The sequence below is a fragment of the Pseudoalteromonas sp. KG3 genome (assembly GCF_030436385.1).
GTDB lineage: Bacteria > Pseudomonadota > Gammaproteobacteria > Enterobacterales > Alteromonadaceae > Pseudoalteromonas > Pseudoalteromonas prydzensis.
In genome coordinates, this window is record NZ_CP098523.1 from 2764168 (window position 1) to 2785964 (window position 21797).

At 42.4% G+C, this 21797-nt stretch carries 12 protein-coding genes, 2 tRNA genes and 3 rRNA genes; 11 read left to right on the plus strand and 6 right to left on the minus strand.

Features of this window, described 5'->3' with window-relative positions; translation table 11 throughout:
* Positions 1–63: 63 nt before the first annotated feature.
* A complete protein-coding gene (locus tag NDQ71_RS13130; protein WP_192540851.1) occupies positions 64–2883 on the plus strand; it encodes a tetratricopeptide repeat protein in 2820 nt (939 codons plus the stop codon).
* 114 nt (positions 2884–2997) lie between these two features.
* On the opposite strand, the gene rho is transcribed toward NDQ71_RS13130, so the two are convergent.
* Both rho and trxA read right to left on the minus strand, forming a co-directional pair.
* Entirely contained in the window at positions 2998–4257 is a 1260-nt protein-coding gene (rho, locus tag NDQ71_RS13135) for a transcription termination factor Rho (RefSeq protein WP_064666866.1), read from the minus strand.
* A 180-nt stretch (positions 4258–4437) separates the two neighbouring features.
* Positions 4438–4764, minus strand: coding sequence for a thioredoxin TrxA (gene trxA / locus NDQ71_RS13140; RefSeq protein ID WP_029216246.1), 327 nt, complete (start codon positions 4762–4764; stop codon positions 4438–4440).
* Between the two features lie 90 nt (positions 4765–4854).
* Here trxA and rhlB point away from each other — a divergent pair, with 90 nt between their 5' ends.
* From rhlB to rrf, 7 genes are all read left to right on the plus strand, one after another.
* Positions 4855–6132 (plus strand): ATP-dependent RNA helicase RhlB, encoded by a 1278-nt coding sequence (gene rhlB, locus NDQ71_RS13145; protein ID WP_064666867.1) that lies wholly within the window; start codon positions 4855–4857, stop codon positions 6130–6132.
* 47 nt (positions 6133–6179) lie between these two features.
* Complete coding sequence (gene gppA, locus NDQ71_RS13150) at positions 6180–7673, plus strand: guanosine-5'-triphosphate,3'-diphosphate diphosphatase (protein WP_064666868.1); 1494 nt, start codon at positions 6180–6182, stop codon at positions 7671–7673.
* Between the two features lie 530 nt (positions 7674–8203).
* Positions 8204–9745: ribosomal RNA gene (locus tag NDQ71_RS13155) — 16S ribosomal RNA — on the plus strand.
* A gap of 76 nt (positions 9746–9821) precedes the next feature.
* Positions 9822–9898, plus strand: a tRNA-Ile gene (locus NDQ71_RS13160).
* 111 nt (positions 9899–10009) lie between these two features.
* A tRNA-Ala gene (locus NDQ71_RS13165) sits at positions 10010–10085 on the plus strand.
* A 305-nt stretch (positions 10086–10390) separates the two neighbouring features.
* Positions 10391–13277: ribosomal RNA gene (locus NDQ71_RS13170) — 23S ribosomal RNA — on the plus strand.
* A 238-nt stretch (positions 13278–13515) separates the two neighbouring features.
* A 5S ribosomal RNA gene (gene rrf, locus NDQ71_RS13175) occupies positions 13516–13630 on the plus strand.
* Together the 16S, 23S and 5S rRNA genes with 2 tRNA genes alongside form the textbook arrangement of a ribosomal RNA operon.
* Positions 13631–13856: 226 nt before the next feature.
* Here the strand turns inward: rrf and NDQ71_RS13180 are convergent.
* Entirely contained in the window at positions 13857–14720 is an 864-nt protein-coding gene (locus NDQ71_RS13180; RefSeq protein WP_301561722.1) for a chemotaxis protein, read from the minus strand.
* 10 nt (positions 14721–14730) lie between these two features.
* Here NDQ71_RS13180 and NDQ71_RS13185 point away from each other — a divergent pair, with 10 nt between their 5' ends.
* Both NDQ71_RS13185 and NDQ71_RS13190 read left to right on the plus strand, forming a co-directional pair.
* Positions 14731–15189: a winged helix-turn-helix domain-containing protein gene (locus tag NDQ71_RS13185; RefSeq protein ID WP_301561660.1), complete on the plus strand. Its 459-nt coding sequence runs from the start codon at positions 14731–14733 to the stop codon at positions 15187–15189.
* Between the two features lie 25 nt (positions 15190–15214).
* A complete protein-coding gene (locus NDQ71_RS13190; protein ID WP_301561659.1) occupies positions 15215–15748 on the plus strand; it encodes an IS630 family transposase in 534 nt (177 codons plus the stop codon).
* 148 nt (positions 15749–15896) lie between these two features.
* On the opposite strand, the gene NDQ71_RS13195 is transcribed toward NDQ71_RS13190, so the two are convergent.
* The 3 genes from NDQ71_RS13195 to uvrD are packed head-to-tail and all read right to left on the minus strand — an operon-like array spanning position 15897 to position 21211.
* Positions 15897–17006 (minus strand): ABC transporter substrate-binding protein, encoded by a 1110-nt coding sequence (locus tag NDQ71_RS13195; protein WP_192543009.1) that lies wholly within the window; start codon positions 17004–17006, stop codon positions 15897–15899.
* Positions 16975–19068 (minus strand): GNAT family N-acetyltransferase, encoded by a 2094-nt coding sequence (locus tag NDQ71_RS13200; protein ID WP_192543008.1) that lies wholly within the window; start codon positions 19066–19068, stop codon positions 16975–16977. Before NDQ71_RS13200 ends, NDQ71_RS13195 begins: the two co-directional genes overlap by 32 nt.
* On the minus strand, positions 19046–21211 hold the full coding sequence (gene uvrD / locus NDQ71_RS13205) for a DNA helicase II (RefSeq protein WP_192543007.1): 2166 nt from the start codon (positions 21209–21211) through the stop codon (positions 19046–19048). The genes NDQ71_RS13200 and uvrD overlap by 23 nt, the downstream gene beginning before the upstream one ends.
* A 309-nt stretch (positions 21212–21520) precedes the next feature.
* On the opposite strand from uvrD, the gene NDQ71_RS13210 reads away from it, so the two are divergent.
* A complete protein-coding gene (locus NDQ71_RS13210; protein WP_064668528.1) occupies positions 21521–21745 on the plus strand; it encodes a hypothetical protein in 225 nt (74 codons plus the stop codon).
* The last annotated feature ends 52 nt before the right edge of the window (positions 21746–21797 follow it).

Here is a 21797-nt window from a genome sequence, read left to right on the forward strand (position 1 = left end):
TAGTGTATCTTGGCTAAATTATCATAGCTTAACACTACTAACAAAATTCCAAGGAAAAAAATTATGCTAGGTCAGTTCAAGCGCCTACTATTTATTTGCTTTATTATTGTACTTGGCGTTTTTTCTCAATTTAGTAATGCTCAGCAGCAAGTAACGCTGTTGGAGCAATTTAAGCTTACTAATGAGTGGTCGGAAAAGCAGCAGCTAGCAAACCAACTACTTGCCACAGAACTTACAAACCAACAACAAATCGACATTTATGCTAGTTTAGCTGAGCGTGCGTTTGAACTAAGTAATTACCCCCAAGCATTGCATTATTACCAGTTATTAGAGCAAAGCAGTACATTTGAAAGGCAGCCTGAGTTACATTTTAGAGCAATTAAAATGCAAGGTGTAGTGCAGTATTTTCAAGGCTTATTGCAGCCAGCCATTATTAGTTATAACCGAGCCCTAAATTTGGCTGTGCGTTTAAAAAGCCCATTAAAGCAAGCTAACTTATTGAGTAATATTGGCTTGGCATATTTTAATATGCATAACATGGAGCTTGCGTTAGAGCATTACCAACAGGCAAAAACATTGTATGAAAACGACGGGAGTGAAAAAGACAAGGCGGATATTTTGCATAATATTGCTGGTGTCTACATTCGTTTATCACGTTATGATTCAGCACTCGAAATATATCGCCAAGTAATTGATGTATTTCAACAATTAGGTGATGAAGAGGGCGTTTCTCGTGCCCACGGTAATATGGCCGTTGCTTATGCGGAGTCAGGTCGAAACCAATTAGCGCTGCATTATTATCAATTGGCATTACGTTACTATCAAAGCGTTGATGATGCTTACCAGCTATCAGTACAGCATACCAATTTAGCGGGTATAAACTTAACAATAGGTGAGCTTGATGCTGCTTTGTACCATGCAAAAGCGGCTCAAAAATACGCTAAGCAAATTGATAATAAATCGTTACGATTAGCAGCCTTACAAGTTTTAGCTAAAGTGCAATTAGTGATGGGGGATATTGATACCGCCAAGCAGAATTTAGAGCAATCAATCGCACTGGCAAAAGAATATAAAGATGAGCTACGAGTCAAAGATGGCTTAGGTATTGAAGCGTTATTAAGTGCTGGAGCCGGTGATTACAAGCGAGCGATTCAGTTACATCAGCAGTTTATTGATTATCAGCGCGGTATAACGAGTGAAGAGGTTATGAAAGCGTTACGTACATTTCAGTCTCAGTTTCAATCGAGCCAGTTAAATCAGGAAATTAAACAGCTTAAACAAGAGCGAAGCTTACAAGAGCTAAAAATAGAAAAACGTTCACAATTGACTATTTTGTTATCAATTGTATTGGTGCTGGTGTTGATCTGTGCTGTTGCATTATATCGTCGTGCAGTTGAGAAAAATGCCAAAACTCAATTAGAACAAAAAGTTGCGCAGCGTACTCAAGAGTTACAATATGTGGCACAAGAATTACGTGCTGCGAATCAAGTGAAGAGCCAATTTTTGGCAAATATTAGTCATGAAATACGCACCCCGCTTACCGCTATATTGGGGCAAACAGATGACTTATTGAATGGTTTGTACGAGCCTCAGCAACTACAAGCTGAGTTGTTGGTTATTAAGAAACACAGTGATCATTTAAAAGGTCTGATCAATGATGTGCTCGATCTAAGTAAAATAGAAGCCAACCGCTTAGATTTAGATGTTAGCGAGTTTGACCTTGTGGTCATTGTTAACGATGTTTACGCTATGTCGAGTTTGCAGGCCAAAAATAAAGGATTAACGCTCTTATTAGAAAATAACTTAGGGCCAAGCTTTTGGACAAAGCTCGATTTGATCCGCGTTAAGCAAATTCTGATTAACTTACTAACGAATGCGATTAAATTCACTGAGAGCGGTATTGTCACTTTGTATATTGATCATACTGAGCAAGGTGTTTGCTTTAAAGTTGTTGATACTGGAATTGGTATGACGACAGCGCAAATAAAAAATATTTTTGAGTGTTTTCAACAAGGTGATAATACGATAAGTCGCAGGTTTGGAGGTTCAGGGCTGGGTTTAAGTCTCTCGCAACAATTAGCAATTATGATGGGGGGCTATATCAGTGTTGAAAGTGAGCTGGGTAAAGGTAGTGAATTTACTTTTAATGTGCCATGTAAACAATATCCGCCAGCAAAAGTTTCAAATGAAGATGAAATACCAGAAAATATAACCGGCCTTGTTGGACGAGTGTTGTTAGCAGAAGATCATCCAGACAATCGCAGGTTAATAGCACGCTTTTTAAAGTCGACTGGACTTGAAGTGATCACAGCGAATAATGGTGAACAAGCCGTAGAGCTTTGCCTTAGTGAGTTCCCCGATATTGTTTTATTGGATATACAAATGCCAGTTATGGATGGCCTGAGTGCATTTGAGTTATTGAAAAAGTGTGGCTTTACTAAACCAATCTTCGCGTTAACGGCTAATGCAATGAGCCATGAAATAGATGATTATTTAGCGATGGGATTCACAGGCTATTTAAGTAAGCCAATCGAAAAAGAAACCTTCTATCGCACACTTGCCTTGTATTTGGATAGCGCTATAGAGCTACCTTCAAGCAACCCAGATATTAGTGATTTAGTGGACAGTTTTATCGCCAGTTTTGATGACGAAATTAAGTCACTGACAGTGCATTTTTCAGCAAAGGACTTTATAGCGTTACAACAAGATAGCCATCGAATTCTTGGTGCAGCACAAATATTTACACTCACAAGTGTGGCAGATGCAGCGATGAACTTAGATAAGGCGTTATTAGCGAAAGATCAACCTGCAACTGATGCAGAGGTAGCTGCGTTGGTAGATGAATTAATCCAGCAATTATCAAAATCATCTGCTGTAGGGTAACTGTAACGCTTGATATTTGACATTAACTTGCCGCTTTTTTATAAAGCCTCAATAAGGAATTTTTGGCAAAAAAATGCCTGTATTAACAGGCATTTTAGAATTCTGTAAACGGAATTACTGACGTTTCATCGAATCAAAAAACTCATCATTGGTTTTGCTCATAGAGAGTTTATCAATTAAAAACTCCATCGCATCAATTTCAGACATTTCATGAACGATCTTACGTAAAATCCACATTTTTTGTAGCTCGTCTGGTTTCGTCAGCAATTCTTCACGACGTGTACCTGAGCGGTTAAAGTCAATAGCAGGGAATACACGCTTTTCAGCAATCTTACGATTTAAGTGTAATTCCATATTACCGGTACCTTTAAACTCTTCGTAGATTACTTCATCCATCTTAGAGCCAGTATCGATAAGCGCAGTCGCGATAATAGTTAAACTACCACCTTCTTCAACGTTACGTGCAGCACCAAAGAAACGCTTAGGTTTATGCAGGGCGTTCGCATCAACACCACCGGTAAGTACTTTACCAGATGAAGGAATTACCGTGTTGTATGCACGAGCTAAACGGGTGATTGAATCCAATAAGATGATGACATCTTTTTTGTGTTCAACCAGACGTTTGGCTTTTTCGATTACCATTTCAGCAACTTGTACGTGACGGCTCGCTGGCTCATCAAACGTTGATGCAATGACTTCACCTTTAACAAGGCGTTGCATTTCAGTTACTTCCTCTGGACGCTCATCAATAAGTAATACCATTAATGTTGCATCAGGGTGGTTATGAGTAATTGATTGCGCAATGTTTTGTAGTAGCATTGTTTTACCCGCTTTTGGCGGCGCTACTAATAAACCACGTTGGCCACGGCCAATTGGTGAGGCTAAATCAAGTACTCGAGCGGTAATATCTTCAGTGCTACCATTACCACGTTCCATACGTAAACGTTCATTTGCGTGTAGCGGGGTAAGGTTTTCAAAAAGGATTTTAGTGCGAGAGTTTTCAGGTTTATCAAAATTTACTTCGTTTACTTTTAGTAAGGCAAAGTAACGTTCGCCGTCTTTAGGTGGACGTATCAGACCCATTATAGAATCACCAGTACGCATACTAAAACGACGAATTTGGCTAGGTGATATATAAATGTCATCAGGACCCGCAAGGTAAGAGGCTTCTGATGATCTTAAGAAACCAAAACCATCCTGTAAGATTTCTAGTACACCACCGCCAAAAATGTTCTCTCCACTTTTGGCGTGGGCTTTAAGGATAGCAAAGATAATATCTTGCTTTCTTAAGCGGGCTACGTTTTCGAGCCCCATGGACTCAGCTAAGTCTACAAGTTCTTTGATCGACTTGTCTTTTAATTCGCGTAAATGCATATTGGTGGGTTCTTTATTACAGTTATCATGCTCATATAATCGATATTGATTAGTGAGAGAGGTTTGTTGGTAAACTAAGGATTAGTTGGCTTTATAAACTAGCAGGTCACTGGCTAGGCGTCCAGTCTTTATACAAAAAAAATGTAAAAAAGGGCAAAAAGCCCTTTTTTACATCTGTATTTAGATGTTGTTTTCTAAAAACTCAACTAGTTGAGTTTTAGAAAGTGCACCCACTTTAGTTGCTGCAACTTGGCCTTCTTTAAAAAGAAGTAGCGTAGGGATACCACGGATACCAAATTTAGGTGGTGTACCCGCATTTTGGTCGATGTTTAATTTACCGATAACAACACGGCCATCAAACTCGTCTGCTACTTCATTAAGAATAGGTGCGATCATTTTACATGGTCCGCACCATTCAGCCCAAAAATCAACTAAAACAGGCTTGTCTGATTGTAATACGTCAGCTTCAAAGCCATCGTCAGTTAATTGAATAATTTTCTCGCTCATTGCGCTCTCCGATAAGTTAGGCGAATTATTTAATGCGTATTTAAACACTCTTGTTTCTTATTGCAAGTTTAAACGTTATGCTTAAACGCTATGACTAAGACACATTTGACCGATAAAAAGTTTTCAGACTTTGCTATTGCACCGGAAGTGGTTGCCGGGTTAACCGAAAGTGGGTTTGAATATTGCACACCCATACAAGCTAAATGCCTACCTTTTATTTGTGATGGCCGCGATATTGCGGGCCAAGCACAAACAGGTACAGGCAAAACGTTGGCGTTTTTAACCGCCACGTGCCATCGGTTATTACAATCTAGCAAAGCACCTAGTAAACATCCAAGAGCCCTGATCATGGCCCCTACTCGGGAGCTTGCGATTCAGATCCACAAAGATGCAAAAATTTTAGCGCCACACTGTAATCTTAACTTAGGTTTAGTATATGGTGGCGAAGATTACGAAAAACAACGTGCACAGTTAGAAAAAGGCGTTGATATTTTAATTGGCACCACAGGTCGCTTAATCGATTTATATAAACAAGGGTGTTATACCCTCAATGAAATCGAAGTAGTGGTCCTTGATGAAGCCGATCGTATGTTTGATTTAGGTTTTATTAAAGATATTCGTTATATGTTCCGTCGCATGCCGGATACATCGCAACGTCTTAACTTATTATTCTCTGCGACACTATCGTATCGTGTACAAGAATTGGCGTTTGAACATATGACAAACCCAGAGCATGTACAAATTGAACCAGATGTAAAAACTGGTAAGCGTATTGAAGAAGAGTTATTCCATCCTTCGCAAGAAGATAAAGTTAAGCTGTTATTAACCTTGATTGAAGAAGAATGGCCTGAGAAAGCAATTGTATTCGCAAATACTAAACATAGCTGCGAAACCGTCTATGCATGGTTAAAAGCGGATGGTCATCGTGTTGGTATGCTAACCGGCGATGTAAATCAGAAAAAGCGCCAATCAATTCTAGCGCAATTCACTAAAGGAGATTTAGACTTCTTGGTGGCAACCGATGTTGCGGCACGTGGTTTACACATTCCAGAAGTAAGTCATGTATTTAACTTCGATTTACCAGATGATTGCGAAGATTATGTTCACCGTATCGGCCGTACTGGTCGTGCAGGCGCATCAGGTAAAGCAATTAGTTTTGCATGTGAGCAGTATGCGTATAATCTTCATGAAATTGAAGAATACATAGAGCACAGTATTCCTTTATCGCATTATGATAAAAGTGCATTGCTTGATGATGTAACTAAGCCTACTATTCAAAGAAAACGTAATTATTCAACAGGCCCACGTAGTCGTAGTAATAACAACGGACGTAGACCAAACAATAGTTACCAAAAAGCACGGTCGTAATTGCGACCGTCGTTATAGTCGTAGTAGTAACTAGAGGTTTTTGAACGGTGGGGCAACTTAAACCGCAAAAAAATGTTTATGCAGTAATTGATTTAGGATCTAACAGTTTTCATATGTTGATTGCTAAATCAATTGCTGGCGGCTTGCAAACCATAGGCCGCGTTAAACGTAAAGTCAGATTAGCCGCAGGGCTAAATGAAGATAACCTATTGAGCAAACAAGCGATGGAACGAGGCTGGGAATGTCTCGCGTTATTTGCTGAACGCCTTCAAGATATTCCAAAACAGAACATCACAATTGTTGCCACCGCTACTTTGCGCTTAGCAACCAATGCTGATGAATTTAAAATCAAAGCCGAACAAATCCTCGCCCATAAAATTAATGTTATTAGTGGTGAGCTAGAAGCACGCACCATCTATAAAGGCGTAGCGCACACTTCCTCGTGTAGTGGCCGTCAATTGGTTATTGATATTGGCGGTGCCAGTACCGAAGTGGTAATTGGTAAAGGTTTTGACGCACTGCATTATAAAAGCCTCAATATTGGCTGTGTCACTTTCCTTGAGCGTTACTTCAAAGATTGCAAGCTTAATGAAGCAAACTTCAATGCTGCAATTAAAGCGGCAAGAGTCGTTATTGACGATATCGCACCAAGCTATAAAGTGGCAGGTTGGGAAATTGCATCAGGTGCATCAGGTACTGTGCAAGCGATTCAAGAAATTATGGTCGCACAATCACTCGATGACACATTAAGTCTAGATAAGCTTAATGAAATTAAAAAACAGTCAATAGCCTACAACACAATTGCTGAATTAGACCTACCAGGCTTAAGTGAAGAGCGCCGTCTAGTTTTTGTTTCAGGGTTAGCGATTCTAATTGCACTATTTGAAGCACTTGAGATTGATAAGATGGGTTTAGCCGGTGGGGCACTTCGTGAAGGTGTGCTCTACAGTATGATCCCTGAGTTTCATAATCACGATATTCGCAAGCGTACAGTCGATGGCTTAATGAGTCGTTATCATGTTGATCAAAAGCAAGCGAATCGAGTTGCAGAGCTTAGCATCCAGCTTGCTGCCCAAGTTAGTGAGCAGTGGTTATTGCTCGATAATAATGGCTTGCCTTTACTTAAAGCCATTGCACAGTTACATGAAATTGGTTTGTTAATTGAATATAAGCAGTACCAAAAACACACCGCCTATATTCTTGAAAATACCGATATGCCAGGTTTTTCACAATCTGAGCATAAAATTATTGCAGCGGCCGCTAACGCACACCGTTCTGATCTGCAAAAGAATGTATTTGAGCATTTAGGCTGTCATGCACAATTAACACAATATCTAACACGCTTGATTAGGATCGCTGTGATCTTATCAATGCGTCGCCAAGATGACGTATTACCAAAACTAACCTTAACTGTTCATAATGAAGCTTTAACACTCATATTTGAAAATGATTGGTTAAAATCACATCCATTAATGGCAAGTGAGCTCCAGCAAGAGTGTAAACAGCAAGCAAAAGCGGGCTGGAAGTTTATAGTTAAATAATAAAAGGGCTGTAATAGCCTTTTTATTGTATTAAAAAACACCGTTGTGTAGTAATTTTGTGCGAACAGTCAATAAAATCAAAAAAGATCAAAAAAACAGTTGATCTGTTTTTGGATCTCCCTATAATGCGACCCCACTGAGACGGCAAACAGCAACGCTTAGCGAGGCACTAGCTACTCACAGAGTTAAATAAAACTTCAGTTTTAAACCATCGAAAGAAAATTTAAAATTAAGTGTTGACTCGAAAAAATAAGGATGTATTATACGCATCCCTAGCGACAACGTCGCAACGTTCTTTAACAATATAAAGCAATCATCTGTGTGGGCACTCGTACAGATTGAGTTCTAACAGCAGATTCTAGTTCGCTAGATGACGCAAAAAATTTAGAGTCTCAATGTGTTTTCTCGAAAGAGAAACTGAGTGACCAACAGAATAGTTATTTTAATAATTATTCAGCACAGTCAATTCAATATCGAAAGATATTAAATAAATTCAGAATTCATTGAGCTGTCGAAAGACAAAAAACTTTTAATTGAAGAGTTTGATCATGGCTCAGATTGAACGCTGGCGGCAGGCCTAACACATGCAAGTCGAGCGGTAACAGAGAGGTGCTTGCACCTTTGCTGACGAGCGGCGGACGGGTGAGTAATGCTTGGGAATATGCCTTTTGGTGGGGGACAACAGTTGGAAACGACTGCTAATACCGCATGATGTCTACGGACCAAAGTGGGGGACCTTCGGGCCTCACGCCAAAAGATTAGCCCAAGTGGGATTAGCTAGTTGGTAAGGTAATGGCTTACCAAGGCGACGATCCCTAGCTGGTTTGAGAGGATGATCAGCCACACTGGGACTGAGACACGGCCCAGACTCCTACGGGAGGCAGCAGTGGGGAATATTGCACAATGGGCGCAAGCCTGATGCAGCCATGCCGCGTGTGTGAAGAAGGCCTTCGGGTTGTAAAGCACTTTCAGTAAGGAGGAAAGGTTAAGTTTTAATAGAGCTTAGCTGTGACGTTACTTACAGAAGAAGCACCGGCTAACTCCGTGCCAGCAGCCGCGGTAATACGGAGGGTGCGAGCGTTAATCGGAATTACTGGGCGTAAAGCGTACGCAGGCGGTTTGTTAAGCGAGATGTGAAAGCCCCGGGCTCAACCTGGGAACTGCATTTCGAACTGGCAAACTAGAGTGTGATAGAGGGTGGTAGAATTTCAGGTGTAGCGGTGAAATGCGTAGAGATCTGAAGGAATACCGATGGCGAAGGCAGCCACCTGGGTCAACACTGACGCTCATGTACGAAAGCGTGGGGAGCAAACAGGATTAGATACCCTGGTAGTCCACGCCGTAAACGATGTCTACTAGAAGCTCGGGTCCTCGGACTTGTTTTTCAAAGCTAACGCATTAAGTAGACCGCCTGGGGAGTACGGCCGCAAGGTTAAAACTCAAATGAATTGACGGGGGCCCGCACAAGCGGTGGAGCATGTGGTTTAATTCGATGCAACGCGAAGAACCTTACCTACACTTGACATACAGAGAACTTACTAGAGATAGTTTGGTGCCTTCGGGAACTCTGATACAGGTGCTGCATGGCTGTCGTCAGCTCGTGTTGTGAGATGTTGGGTTAAGTCCCGCAACGAGCGCAACCCCTATCCTTAGTTGCTAGCAGGTAATGCTGAGAACTCTAAGGAGACTGCCGGTGATAAACCGGAGGAAGGTGGGGACGACGTCAAGTCATCATGGCCCTTACGTGTAGGGCTACACACGTGCTACAATGGCGCATACAGAGTGCTGCGAACTCGCGAGAGTAAGCGAATCACTTAAAGTGCGTCGTAGTCCGGATTGGAGTCTGCAACTCGACTCCATGAAGTCGGAATCGCTAGTAATCGCGTATCAGAATGACGCGGTGAATACGTTCCCGGGCCTTGTACACACCGCCCGTCACACCATGGGAGTGGGTTGCTCCAGAAGTAGATAGTCTAACCCTCGGGAGGACGTTTACCACGGAGTGATTCATGACTGGGGTGAAGTCGTAACAAGGTAGCCCTAGGGGAACCTGGGGCTGGATCACCTCCTTATACGATTTAGAACTTATTTGTTCGTAGTGTCCACACAGATGATTGTTATTGTAAAGAGAACAAACACTTATTGTTTGGGTCTGTAGCTCAGTTGGTTAGAGCGCACCCCTGATAAGGGTGAGGTCGGTAGTTCAAATCTACTCAGACCCACCACTTCTTCTTAATATTGCGTTGTAAGCCTCGTTGTTTAGTGAACTAAACGGCCTCAACTTACGCCTTGTCTTAAAAAGAAGTCGGTATACAAACAATAAGACCAGCATATGTGGGGCTATAGCTCAGCTGGGAGAGCGCCTGCCTTGCACGCAGGAGGTCAGCAGTTCGATCCTGCTTAGCTCCACCACTTACTTCTTAAAAATAAATATTCTTTATCGGGTCCTTAAAAAGCCTGAGAATAGAGTGTGTTTAATTTTGAGAGGTTTTTTAATCTCTTGCTCTTTAAAAATTTGGAAAAGCTGATAATAAAATTCGTATGAATACATTTGTATTTGTACAGAGTTTTCAAAAGTAAAAAAGAATGATAGCAGTATCATTCAGTGCCATTTAGTTAACTCTTAGGAGTTGATTGATTGGTATCTACTTTAGTATTCAATATTAACTTCTGGCGAAGTTAAACTGTGACAAAACAAAGACCCGTTTGGGTTGTATGGTTAAGTGACTAAGCGTACACGGTGGATGCCTTGGCAGTTGGAGGCGATGAAGGACGTATTAACTTGCGATAAGCCTAGTCAAGCTAGTAAAAAGCACTTGAGACTAGGATTTCCGAATGGGGAAACCCACCTGCTTGCAGGTATCGTTAACTGAATACATAGGTTAACGAGGCGAACGCGGAGAACTGAAACATCTAAGTACCCGTAGGAAAAGAAATCAACCGAGATTCCGGAAGTAGCGGCGAGCGAAACCGGAACAGCCCTTAAGCTTATTATGTGTTAATGGAAGGCTCTGGAAAGTGCCACGATACAGGGTGATAGTCCCGTACATGAAAAGACATTTTAAGTGAAATCGAGTAGGTCGGAGCACGTGAAACTTTGACTGAATATAGGTGGACCATCATCTAAGGCTAAATACTCCCAACTGACCGATAGTGAACCAGTACCGTGAGGGAAAGGCGAAAAGAACCCCTGTGAGGGGAGTGAAATAGAACCTGAAACCGTGTACGTACAAGCAGTAGGAGCAGACTTGTTCTGTGACTGCGTACCTTTTGTATAATGGGTCAGCGACTTATATTTTGTAGCGAGGTTAACCGATTAGGGTAGCCGTAGGGAAACCGAGTCTTAACTGGGCGAATAGTTGCAAGGTATAGACCCGAAACCCGGTGATCTAGCCATGGGCAGGTTGAAGGTTGAGTAACATCAACTGGAGGACCGAACCCACTAACGTTGAAAAGTTAGGGGATGACCTGTGGCTAGGAGTGAAAGGCTAATCAAACCGGGAGATAGCTGGTTCTCCCCGAAATCTATTTAGGTAGAGCCTCGGACGAATACTTACGGGGGTAGAGCACTGTTAAGGCTAGGGGGTCATCCCGACTTACCAACCCTTTGCAAACTCCGAATACCGTAAAGTACTATCCGGGAGACACACGGCGGGTGCTAACGTCCGTCGTGAAGAGGGAAACAACCCAGACCGCCAGCTAAGGTCCCAAAGTCATAGTTAAGTGGGAAACGATGTGGAAAGGCCCAGACAGCCAGGAGGTTGGCTTAGAAGCAGCCATCCTTTAAAGAAAGCGTAATAGCTCACTGGTCGAGTCGGTCTGCGCGGAAGATGTAACGGGGCTAAACTATGCACCGAAGCTGCGGATTCATCTTAGGATGAGTGGTAGGGGAGCGTTCTGTAAGCGGTTGAAGGTGTACCGGGAGGTATGCTGGACGTATCAGAAGTGCGAATGCTGACATGAGTAACGATAATGCGGGTGAAAAACCCGCACGCCGGAAGACCAAGGGTTCCTATCCCATGTTAATCAGGGTAGGGTAAGTCGACCCCTAAGGCGAGGCCGAAAGGCGTAGTCGATGGGAAACGGATTAATATTTCCGTACTTGGTATAATTGCGATGGGGGGACGGAGCAGGCTAAGCAAGCATGGCGTTGGTAGTCCATGTGAAAGTGAGTAGGCTAGCGACTTAGGTAAATCCGGGTTGCTGTTAGGCTGAGACACGAGACGAGTCACTAAGGTGATGAAGTTGCTGATGCCATACTTCCAGGAAAAGCCTCTAAGCTTCAGATTATACCGAATCGTACCCCAAACCGACACAGGTGGTCAGGTAGAGAATACTAAGGCGCTTGAGAGAACTCGGGTGAAGGAACTAGGCAAAATCGTACCGTAACTTCGGGAGAAGGTACGCTCCTATCTGTGATGAGACTTGCTCTCTAAGCGGACGGGAGCCGCAGTGACCAGGTGGCTGGGACTGTTTATTAAAAACACAGCACTGTGCAAAATCGCAAGATGACGTATACGGTGTGACACCTGCCCGGTGCCGGAAGGTTAATTGATGGGGTTAGTTTTCGGACGAAGCTCTTGATCGAAGCCCCGGTAAACGGCGGCCGTAACTATAACGGTCCTAAGGTAGCGAAATTCCTTGTCGGGTAAGTTCCGACCTGCACGAATGGTGTAACCATGGCCACGCTGTCTCCACCCGAGACTCAGTGAAATTGAAATCGCAGTGAAGATGCTGTGTACCCGCGGCTAGACGGAAAGACCCCGTGAACCTTTACTACAGCTTGGCACTGAACATTGAACCTACATGTGTAGGATAGGTGGGAGACTAAGAAGCAGAGACGCTAGTTTTTGTGGAGTCGTCCTTGAAATACCACCCTTGTAGTTTTGATGTTCTAACGTTGGCCCCTGAATCGGGGTTACGGACAGTGCCTGGTGGGTAGTTTGACTGGGGCGGTCTCCTCCCAAAGAGTAACGGAGGAGCACGAAGGTTGGCTAAGTACGGTCGGACATCGTACGGTTAGTGTAATGGTAGAAGCCAGCTTAACTGCGAGACAGACACGTCGAGCAGGTACGAAAGTAGGTCATAGTGATCCGGTGGTTCTGAATGGAAGGGCCATCGCTCAACGGATAAAAGGTACTCCGGGGATAACAGGCTGATACCGCCCAAGAGTTCATATCGACGGCGGTGTTTGGCACCTCGATGTCGGCTCATCACATCCTGGGGCTGAAGTCGGTCCCAAGGGTATGGCTGTTCGCCATTTAAAGTGGTACGCGAGCTGGGTTTAGAACGTCGTGAGACAGTTCGGTCCCTATCTGCCGTGGGCGTTTGAGAATTGAGAGGGGTTGCTCCTAGTACGAGAGGACCGGAGTGAACGAACCGCTGGTGTTCGGGTTGTCATGCCAATGGCATTGCCCGGTAGCTACGTTCGGAACTGATAAGCGCTGAAAGCATCTAAGCGCGAAGCAGGCCTCGAGATGAGTTCTCACTAGACTTTTAAAGTCTCTGAAGGGCCGTTGAAGACTACAACGTTGATAGGCAAGATGTGGAAGCATAGTGATATGTTAAGCTAACTTGTACTAATTACCCGTGAGGCTTAACCATACAACGCCAAACGCGTTTTATAATTTACGTCCATGTAAATTACTAAAGCCGCACTACGTGCGTTAAAATCTGTTCCAGACAGATTTTTATGTGACAGTTTAAGCGCAGAAGTTAATAGAACTAAAGTAGATTTACTGGCAGCTGTAAGCGAGAAGCTTAAAGTTGTAAGAAAACAATTATCAGCCATTTTCCAAATTTTAATTAATTGGCTCAAAAGAGCGAATTAATACCAAATTTGCTTGGTGACAATAGCGTTTTGGACCCACCTGACCCCATGCCGAACTCAGTAGTGAAACGAAACAGCGCCGATGATAGTGTAGCATTTGTTATGTGAAAGTAGGACATCGCCAGGCTCCAAATAAGAGAAACCCGTTACAGCTATGTGACGGGTTTTTTGTTGTTTAAAAGAAAGGTTCTAGGTCCTAGGCGCTAGGTTGCTAGGCGGTCATTACGTAAGTGTCCGGCAAACCACACCTAGCATATCGAGCTCAGTATTGAAACGAAACAGCGCGATGAGAGTGTTGCATTTGTATGTGGCTCTCTACCGCTGTGGGCACTACGTCATCGCCAGGCTCCAAATTAAAACAATCCATATTCTTCGGTTTCTTCTGCCTGTTGGTGCATTAAGTGCTGTGGTCTGAAAATCGCACTTGGGTCTATGAGTACGCTATGTTTATTTTCCAGTTTGATTAGGCCGCGCATCATATTCTTTGTTTGTGGATCAATATCAAAGCCGACATCTGTGAGTTTGTCTAACGGTTTGATATCTTCTTTTTTATAGCTGATGTTATCTTCGACTTTATCAACGAGTAAACCTATATGAGGGGTTCTGCCATCTTTTGTGGTGAAGATGATAATGGGTTTATGATCGAGTAAGATCTGTTCTTTGGCTGATTCAAACAATCTGATGAGTTGCATGTAGTTGCTGTTACGCTCTATGCTCAGTTCAACTAGCGCTTGTTTTTCGTTGTTTTGTTTTACCAACTCAATTAATTTATTCGCTCTTGCGTATAGTCGGTTATGCGGGGTTTTAAAGCGCTCTATAATTGCTTTTAGATCTTCGTTTTCAGTTTTGAAATGACTGTACCATTTTGCAAAATTTGATTGCTGAACATCAGTATTATGATTAAACGGTTGATTATGTTTGATACTGTTTTCCAGTGCAGTAAACCATTGTTGTTGCTTTTGTTGCCACTCGCTAAATAATTCGACCAATGATTGATTGGTTTCTTGTGTTGATTGTTTATTAAGAATAATCCCTAAATCAAAGATCGGGGTTGGGGTTTCCATATAACCTTTAACACCAATAAAGCTTTTATTGTCGTTTGGTAATGAGGTTAAATTATCTTCAAAGCGTTCAGTTATACCAAACATATTTAATTTATGATCTATTTTAATTACCTTCTTTTTATGATCTAATACCCATACATTTGTCATTATCATTGAGTTTAGCTTGTCTACTATTCCTAACTTCCCGTATACCAGAGATGCCCGATTAAAAACGCGTTATGAAGTTATTCGCCTCTTTCTCGAAGTAAAAAATCGTACTGTTGTCGCCAAAACCACACGCGTTAGCCGTAGACTGGTCAATGAGTGGGTTACTGCATACTTATCCGATGGACTTAAAGCGCTTGATATTAAAAAACAATCAGGTCGCCCTTGTGGCTTAACATTAAAACAAAAGTGCCAGCTTAAAGATTATATCTGTGCGCACGCAGTGAAAGAAGAAGGTGGGAGGTTGATAGGTGAAGATATACGCAAATACATTTACGATACATTTGGTGTCCAATACAAACTCAATAATGTCTACCGTTTGATGTGTGAGCTTAATCTTTCATGGATAACGTCTCGTTCTAAACATCCTAAACAGTCAATTGAGGCACAAAAAGACTTTAAAAAATTTCCATTATAATACGATCATCACAATTCCAGGCCACGTGGCGCTTGATAGAGTGGATGTGTGGTTTCAAGATGAAGCGCGATTTGGGCAACAAAATACCACCTCAAAAATTTGGGCTAAAAAAGGCACTAGGCCACGTGTTGTGAAGCAACAGCAATTTCTATCCACTCATATTTTTGGTGCAGTATGCCCCGCAACAGGGCAAACAGAGGCGATTATAGCCCCTTATTTGAGTAAGGATATAATGAAACAACACTTACAACTCATTTCAGATGCTACGCCATGTGGACGGCACGCAGTGGTTATTGTTGATCGCGCAAGCTGGCATATGGGTAATGTTGGTGAAGGGATTAAAAATGTGTCGGTGATACCGTTGCCTCCTTATTCACCAGAACTTAATCCGGTTGAGCAAGTATGGGCATGGATGCGAAACAGAGAGTTATCTAATCGTACTTTTTCAGATTATGACGACATTGTGGAGCAAGTAAGTAGAGCGTGGAATGTGTTTCGTTCAAATATTACTAACGTTAAGCATATGTGCTTTAGAGCATGGACAAATTTGATCACTTAATAAATAGTATTGGTATTAAAAGGATGTCGAGAATTTTTAATGAAATCGTCTTTTGGCCTACCCTAAAATTAATTAAATCCATACAGCCCTCATCTCCTAGATTGATAGATTAAGAATAGAACATTATTTAGAAAACGCAGTTATTTTGTTACAGCACAGAGCGGTAGACGATATGTTTATTTTTATCAGTTTTATTGATGAATAACGCGTTTATTTGTTTATCATCACTGAAAATAATATTTAAGCGCTGCATCAAACAATTATGTCGCAGTGGTTGAGGACAGCGTTGTGCCGCGGTAGTAAATACCATCGCATTCAGGTAGCCTTCAAAGTGGATGCGATTTGGTTTGTTAATATTAGCCAGTGCCATATCTTTTAAGAATTCACGGCACCAATAGGCGCTGCATTTATGTGGGTTTGGCACGACTTCGGTGACCATCACTTCACTGGGATATTTAAGTAGAGCAAGTAGGTCTGAACTTGAAGCAAAAGATACGCTGCTATATTCAGGGGTAAATTGTTGCTCATAGGCGTTATTTATAAACTCTGATAATGGCTTATAAGTACCTACTAAACTAATGGCAGTCACGCCACTGGCTTTAAGTGTTTTTAAAGCATTTGCAATATCATGGCTATTACGTTGAAAGCGTGCGACTTTGACTGGTTTTAGATTAAATTTAGCGAGTGACTTTCTTAGCCCTGATTCTACTACGAAGCCAAACTCATCAGCTTGAATTAACAATCCAATACGACTGTGATTCTTTTCTTCGACCAGGTATTTTATTTGTTCGTCAGCTTCATCTTCATAGCTGGCGCGTAGATTAAACACGTTCATTTTTGGCTGGTAATGCAAAAATTCGGCGCCGCTGTAAGGCATTAAATAAGGAGTTTGTAACTTTTCAAGCAGAGCAGAAACCGCGAAACTTGTTGGTGTGCCCATCGCTCCAAATAGCGCATCGACTTTGTCTTTATAAATAAAGTGACGAGTATTACGAACTGCTCGTCTTGGTTCGTAACCATCATCGGCAACAATAAGCTGCACTTGAACTCCATTGATGCCGCCACTTTTATTTACCTTGTTAAAATAGACATTACTACCTTGGTAAAGTTGCTCACCAATTTGTTTAGCAGGTCCTGTTAAGGCGGTAGACATACCTAGCTTTATAACTTGTTTATCTTCGGCATAGGCACAGTTGTCGTTAAACAATAGCAACAATAAAACAACGCTAAGGTAATTTCTTAAGTAAATATTGCTCATACCAATTAGTCACAGCCTGTTTAAATTGTTTATCGAGTGATTTTTTACCGCTGATCTGTAGCGCTATTTGTGCCTTTTTAGGTGACCAGTTTTGTAATATTAGCCTAATAAAAATGCATTTGGTATTTTCATCACAAGTTAACAAGCTGCGAGGTGTGCACCAATATGCCCGCCATAGTAGAGGTTTTATGGCGTGTAATTGATAGTCTGTTGTTAATAAAGATTTTAATCGTTTATCTAAGTGGCGATCCACATGGCATGGCATAAAGGCTGTCAGTATTTGCTCGACCAATTGCTGATCTAGCTGGTTAAAATGATCGAGCAGGTGCAATGCAAAATCAGACTGAAATTCGCTTTCTAGTTGATCGTTTAAGGTATTGTCTCGATTTAAACTTTTTAGTACTAGTGCCGCATGTTCTGCGGTTGCTTTATCTTGTTTGAACCCCAGTTTGACCAGATTAAAGCCCGCCGCTTGCCAAAACTTTAGTAAGCTGGCATTTGCACCAAAACTGGCACCAAACCAATGGCAGCTTGCAGTTAATTGTTGCTCGCAATGCGCAAGTAGCTTTGAACCAATCTTGTTGTTATGGTGCGATGGCGCAACAGCAATGCGGACTACACGAGCGCAGCTTAAGGTGAGTATTTTTGGCTCAACAGTTAGTTGTGCTAAGGTTTGCGCCATTAAATGGCCTTGCGGGCGGCGTTGGCCACTGGTGATCTGCTCGCTTATTGTTGCACTTAAACCGCCTTCAATAGTAATTAAACATACCCCAAGAAGCGTATCACGTTGTTGGCAGACAAAAATTCGCTGTGCTGTGGCATCCAGTAGATGGCGTAAATCATTCACGCTAGTTTGATAGTGCGCTAACGACAATAAACCCATGACTTGGCGAAGTAGCGCTTCATCGTGGGCTAATTCCGTTGCTTGCAGCTCGCTAAACTGAAGTGCCGCATTATTAAACTCACTGCTTGTATAGTCTGCATCTAGGGCTAAGAGTTTACAAATATGCTGTTCGAGTGGATCTGCTGGGGCAAAACGAATGGGTAGTTCTAAATTAACACTACGCATATTTTTATAGTGCCGTTCTAAATAGCGTTTAAAACGCAAAGTATAACCACGACCGTTACCTTCATAGCCAATCATAGTGCTGGCAAATACGATGCGTGGGTAATGAGCGAGCATTTTGATAAGCATGGGCACCGGGATTGCCGCGGCTTCATCAACCAGTAGTACATCGCACTGAGGCAGCTCACTTAATAACTGGTCTGGTGCAATGTAGCGTAAGTTACTGAACTGTTTTTGTTGTGCTTGATAATGGCAGCCTCGCGCAACAGCAAAATGTTTAAAGCAGCTATGTAGAGCTGTAAATTGCTGTGAGCAGATAATAATGTTTTTATCGCTAAGCTTTGCTGCTGCAAGGCCGAGTGCCGCAGATTTTCCGCGGCCACGATCAGCACTGATCAATAATGGCCGGTTTGCTCTTCCTGTTGCGGTTTTAATTATTTGCTCAACACAATACTGTTGCTCTGTCAGTGAAAGTACGCCAGCTTCTGTGCTCACTTTAGGAAGTGGTTGCCAACCTTCTGTTTGGCTAAAATGCAGTAGTGAGTTATTGGTGAGTAAACCCGCTAAACGTTGATTAAAGTAACTGTGCTGGCGTTGTTGCGCAAATGATTGAAAGGTCTCGAGGGCTGGATCGCACCAATGCTGTAAATCAGCCAGCTCTGGTAATAATAAAATAAATAACCCGCCAGCTTGCACTGTGCCGCTGAGAGCGGCGAGTTTATCTGGGGCTAAGCCACTAAAGCCATCATAAATAACATGTTGAAATTCTTGGCCGAGGATCTGATGAGTATGTTCAGTCCAGCTACTATTTTTGAGCTCACGGCTGGCTGATAATACCTTATATTGGACGGGAGCCAGTTGTTGGAGTAACTGATTGGCTTGCTGGTAACACCAATTTTGCTCGCCAGTAACTAATAGCAGTTGCCTATGTCTTGCATAGGCAAGTTGCGTGAGGAAAGATGCTAATTGCGGACTAAATAGCTTGCAGTCGTGCATAAACAGTTACTAACCACTTACTACCAGAGTCATCAAAATTCACTTGTACGCGAGATTGAGCGCCACTGCCTTCGTAATTAATAACTGTTCCCATACCAAATTTAGCATGTAATACATGCTGCCCTAAGTTAAAGCCACTTTCTTCAAATGCTGCATGACTCACCGATGAGCTAAATCGGCCAGCTGCAGGCGGGCGCGATACTTGGGTTTTTATACGAATTTCTTCAATGCAATCTTCAGGCATTTCTCGTAAAAAGCGTGATGGGCTGTGGTATTTTTCTTGACCATAAAGACGACGGCTTTCAGCGTGACTGATGTAGAGTTTTTCCATTGCGCGAGTCATACCTACATAGCAAAGACGTCGCTCTTCCTCTAAACGGCCTGATTCTTCGTTGCTTTGCTGTGATGGGAACATGCCTTCTTCAACACCAACCATAAATACCAGCGGGAACTCTAGGCCTTTCGCTGAGTGCAGTGTCATCATTTGCACGGCATCTTCATGCTCTTCAGCTTGGCCATCACCCGACTCCAGGGAGGTATAAGCCAAGAATCCTTGCAGTGGTGAGCTAAACTCTTCATCTTCCGGGAGTTCGTATTGGCCACAGGCGCTGATCAGCTCTTCTAAGTTTTCTACCCGAGCACGGCCTTTTTCGCCTTTTTCAGCTTGATACATTGCCATAAGGCCCGATGTTTGAATCGCGTATTTGGCTTGCTCTTCTAGCGTGAGATCGCCAATTTTGTCTTCAATGTGCTCAACCAGCTCAACAAACTTAGTTACAACACTAGCCGCACGCCCTGATAGGTGCTGTTGCTCAACAATGGCTTTTGCAGCGTACCAAAGCGGCAGTGATTCACTGCGTGCACAATCACGAATATGGCTTAGGGTTTTGTCGCCAATACCGCGGGCTGGGGTGTTAATAACACGCTCAAAAGCGGCATCGTCTTGGCGATTGCCAACAAGGCGTAAATACGCCAGTGCGTCTTTAATCTCTTGGCGTTCGAAAAAGCGCATACCGCCGTAAATGCGGTATTTTAAGCCTTCTTGTAGCATGGCTTCTTCAAGTACCCGCGATTGCGCGTTACTACGGTATAAAATCGCTGCGTCTTGTAATGCATTACCTGCATTGAGCCAGCTGCGTAATTTGCTGCTGACAAAGCGCGCTTCGTCTAATTCGTTAAAAGCGGCATAAACAGAAATAGGCTCGCCATCATTGCCATCGGTCCAGAGGCTTTTACCCATCCGGTCTGAGTTATTTTGAATAAGCGCATTAGACGCTTTTAGAATAGTGGCGGTAGAACGATAGTTTTGCTCGAGGCGAATTGTTTCGGCTTCAAAGTCGGTTAAAAAGCGCTTAATGTTTTCAATTTTTGCACCGCGCCATCCGTAAATACTCTGGTCATCATCACCAACAATCATAATGCTGTTGGTATCGCCAGCGAGTAATTTAAGCCATGCATATTGAATGGTGTTGGTATCTTGAAATTCGTCTACTAGCATATGGGCAAAACGTTGCTGGTAGTGACGTAGTAAAGTTGGATTGTTTTTCAGAACCTCAAAACTACGCAGTAATATTTCGGCAAAATCAACTAATCCAGCACGGTCACAGGCTTCTTGATAAGCGGTATAGACCTTAAGCATCATTTGCTCATTGATATCATAAGCTTGAATATCTTTTGGTCGCAGGCCTTCATCTTTCTTGGCGCTGATATACCAACCAAACTGCTTTGCGGGCCATTTTTTGTCATCAATATTCATGGCTTTTAATAAGCGTTTGATCATGCGTAGCTGATCGTCTGAATCTAAAATCTGAAATGCTTCAGGTAAATTAGCTTCACGGTGATGGGCGCGTAAAATACGGTGTGATAAACCATGGAAGGTACCGATCCACATACCACCGACAGGCGCTTTAAGAGCTTCTTCAACTCGGGTGCGCATTTCTTTAGCGGCTTTATTGGTAAAGGTTACTGCAAAAATACTGTAAGCAGAGGCTTGCTCTACCTGCATAAGCCATGCGATGCGATGAACAAGTACTCGAGTTTTACCTGAGCCTGCGCCAGCCAGCACCAGCATATTTTGCAGTGGAGCAGCTACGGCATCCCGTTGTTTGTCATTTAAGCCATCGAGTAATTCAGAAACGTCCATCATCACGCCTTTTCAATCAATATTAAGGGCAGTATAACAGGTGTTTTTGTTAGGCTAAATAAAATACTGTTTTTATAAACAGTTAATTTTAAAATGTTCTTTATTCTATTTAATGAGTTTTTTAGCTAAGCTGTTGTAATGAGCGCTATTAGCTGTAGCCAATTTGACTGATATTTAGTAAAAATCACGATTTAGTAAAAACTATTAAAAATATTTTTATTGTAACCTACTGATTTTTAATTACTTAAATAATTGGCATGATGTGTGTAAGTATCTAAAAAGAAAATTAAATTAATAATTGAGGTTAACATGGCAGAGCAAGGTTCAGGCGGTAATGTAATTGCGGCGATTTGTAATATATTTTTTCCAGGTCTTGGGCAGTTAGTTCAAGGGCGTATAATGGCCGCTATTTTCTTTTTCTTAGCTTGGGTTATTAGTGGAGCACTTATCTACGTAGTGGTAGGTTTTGTTTTACTCCCTATTGTCTATATTTGGGCAATCATCGATGCGGCTCGTTTCAAAAGTTACCGGTAGCTGTATCACTTGAAAAGAATAGCGCTTTTTAGCGCTATTTTTGTATCTGGCT

Bases quoted from the DNA above. Each gene is read 5' to 3' on its own strand.
- NDQ71_RS13130 (WP_192540851.1), top strand. From the start codon at position 64: ATGCTAGGTCAGTTCAAGCGCCTACTATTTATTTGCTTTATTATTGTA.
- rho (WP_064666866.1), bottom strand. From the start codon at position 4,257: ATGCATTTACGCGAATTAAAAGACAAGTCGATCAAAGAACTTGTAGAC.
- trxA (WP_029216246.1), bottom strand. From the start codon at position 4,764: ATGAGCGAGAAAATTATTCAATTAACTGACGATGGCTTTGAAGCTGAC.
- rhlB (WP_064666867.1), top strand. From the start codon at position 4,855: ATGACTAAGACACATTTGACCGATAAAAAGTTTTCAGACTTTGCTATT.
- NDQ71_RS13180 (WP_301561722.1), bottom strand. From the start codon at position 14,720: ATGATAATGACAAATGTATGGGTATTAGATCATAAAAAGAAGGTAATT.
- NDQ71_RS13195 (WP_192543009.1), bottom strand. From the start codon at position 17,006: ATGAGCAATATTTACTTAAGAAATTACCTTAGCGTTGTTTTATTGTTG.
- NDQ71_RS13200 (WP_192543008.1), bottom strand. From the start codon at position 19,068: ATGCACGACTGCAAGCTATTTAGTCCGCAATTAGCATCTTTCCTCACG.
- uvrD (WP_192543007.1), bottom strand. From the start codon at position 21,211: ATGGACGTTTCTGAATTACTCGATGGCTTAAATGACAAACAACGGGAT.
- NDQ71_RS13210 (WP_064668528.1), top strand. From the start codon at position 21,521: ATGGCAGAGCAAGGTTCAGGCGGTAATGTAATTGCGGCGATTTGTAAT.